The sequence below is a fragment of the Kitasatospora sp. NPDC091257 genome, assembly GCF_044757675.1.
In the GTDB taxonomy this organism is placed as follows: Bacteria; Actinomycetota; Actinomycetes; order Streptomycetales; family Streptomycetaceae; genus Kitasatospora; species Kitasatospora lactacystinica.
Genome location: NZ_JBIVVI010001325.1, coordinates 1 through 2,333 on the forward strand (window position 1 = coordinate 1; position 2,333 = coordinate 2,333).

General features: G+C 72.4%; 1 pseudogene. It reads left to right on the top strand.

The features are described from left to right. Positions 1-1,136 precede the first annotated feature (1,136 nt). A pseudogene (locus ACIQOV_RS37835) lies at positions 1,137-2,333 on the top strand (hypothetical protein); the annotation flags it as partial.

Sequence of the window (2,333 nt, forward strand, 5' to 3'; positions counted from 1 at the left end):
GTGGTACGGATCGGATCGCCTGGGCCGAGGCCCCCGATCGGATCGCTCGGGTCGCTTCGAACGCGCGCGGAACCCCGGGGTGACGGACGGTCGGCATCCGTTGGAGTTCGGGCGGTCCAGGGCGGCCCACAAGGGTGCCCGTGAAGCCGGCGATGACGACGTGCAGTGGATCAACGCCTCTGGATGCATAGTTAAGATGACTAATTCGGCCGGGGCAAGAGCCTGGATCTTCTTCCCCTGCCCGTCCGCGCGCCCGCCGTCACCGGAGCACACCGGTCCGTCACCGGAGCACACCGCCCGTCCATCGCGTTGCCCGCACGAGCCGCGATCAAGGATGATGCTCCGCCGTGACGTATCTCGTCCTCGGCCTGCTGGGCATGCTCGCCTTCGCCGGCGTCCTCAGGTTCCGCAGGAACAGGGCCCGGAACTGGGCCCGGACCGAGTTCGACGCGCCCACGTACGGCATGGCCCCCCGCGACCGGCTCGACCCGGGCCGCGCCGGTCCGCCACCGCCCCCGCACCTGCGCCAGGAGTCCCTGGCGATGGCCGAGGCGGCCTGGGCCGGGGACTGGAGGCCGGCCGCCGCGTACGCCGAGGCCGCCGGGCAGGACTGGGACGAGCGCTGGTACCGACTCGACCTGGCACCGCGGCCCCGGCCGTGCGCGGCTCACCACCCCGCACCGCCTGCAACTCCGACCGCCTCGCTCCCCCGCCACGAAGCCCGGGCGCCTACCAGGTCCGGGCGAACGGATGTGGCGACTTCTTCGGTTCACCATCCCGGGCGGGGAATTCATGAAAGGAAAGTTCCCTGGTCACAAGGGGTGCGAGACGGCCCGGCCGGTGGGGTGCGCACGTCATTTCAATGACGTGTTCCCGATTGAGCCGAGGGCAGGACGAGGAATTCGCCCCTCGCTCACGTGAATCGCGCAAGTCCCTTCCGTTCCCGGATTGAATCTGACAGCATCGTCCGCTATCCGGTGACCGAAGGCCGGTGATCACTGCGCCGGTGCGCCCCCAGGGTGCCCGTCCGCAGCCGACGTCCCCGGACCGGATCGACGAGTGGGGCCGGGATGCGACCGGGGGAGGAACGTGATGCTCGGCTCCGTCGTGCGCAGGCTGCGCCACGTGGAGGAGAAGTGACCGCCCAGGCCGGCACCCGCGTGCCCACCCGCGACTCCGCCCAGCGCCCACCGCGCTGGGTCCGCACCAGGCTGCGGGCGAACCCGCTGTCCGCGCTGCTCATGGCGGCCCTCGCGTTCGTCACCGTCTTCCTGGCGGCGGCCTTCCCCCGCCTCGCGGACCGGGGCGCGGACACGGCACTCCAGGACTTCGTCAGCGGGAAGGGCCCCAACCAGACCAGCCTGCAGACCACTTCCAGGACCAGGGACGACGACAACGCCCTCGAACTCGACCGGGTGCAGCGGCAGCTGATCGAACAGGTCGGCCGGCGGCTGACGCCGGCCCAGCCGGGGCAGGCCTACGGTGCCCGCGCCCTGGGCGACCACTCCATGGCCAATCCGGGGTACGCCCACCTCTCGGACAAGGAGCCCTACCCGGCCCTCAGCCTGCTCCACCTGCACGACCTGGCCGCCCGGGCCACCCTCACCGACGGCACCTGGCCGACCCCCGGCGCCGTCGGCGGTCCGCTGCCGATCGTGGTCAGCGAGAAGGCCGCCGAGACCATCCGCATCAAGCTCGGTGACGTCATCGACAACGGCGTCGAGAGCTCCGGCGCCAGGCGGACCACCGTGGTGGTCGGCCTCTACCGGGTCAACGACCCCCAGGACCCCTTCTGGGACGACCTCGGCTGCCCGGCCCGCGCCTGCCTGAACACCAAGGCCGACCACGAGCACTGGACGACCAGCGGGTTCGTCGACGGCGGCAGCCTGCCCGCGCTGGTCCGCTGGGGTTCGACCGCCGAGAACTTCTGGCGGCTGCCCGTCGACCCCGCCTCGCTGCACGCCGACCGGATCGACCGCACCCGCGACGTCATCAGATCCTTCCTGACCGGGCGCGACGCCACCGCCCTCCTCGACGCGACCGGACGCACCGACCTGCAGACCGTCTCCGGCCTGCCCGACGTCCTCACCCGGGCGGACGAGCGCTACCGGGCCTCGCTGCCGCTCAGCGCGATCGGCCCGGCCGGCGTCGCGGGCGTCGCCACCGTGGTGCTGTTCCTGGCCGCCGCGCTCACCACCGACCGGCGCGCCGCCGAGATCCGGCTGCTCCGGGCTCGCGGCGGTTCCCTCGCCGGGGTGCTGCGACGGCTGATCGGCGAGGGCACCATCGTCTCCCAGTACGTGCTGGTGCGCGGTCTCGGCCTGGCCGACAGC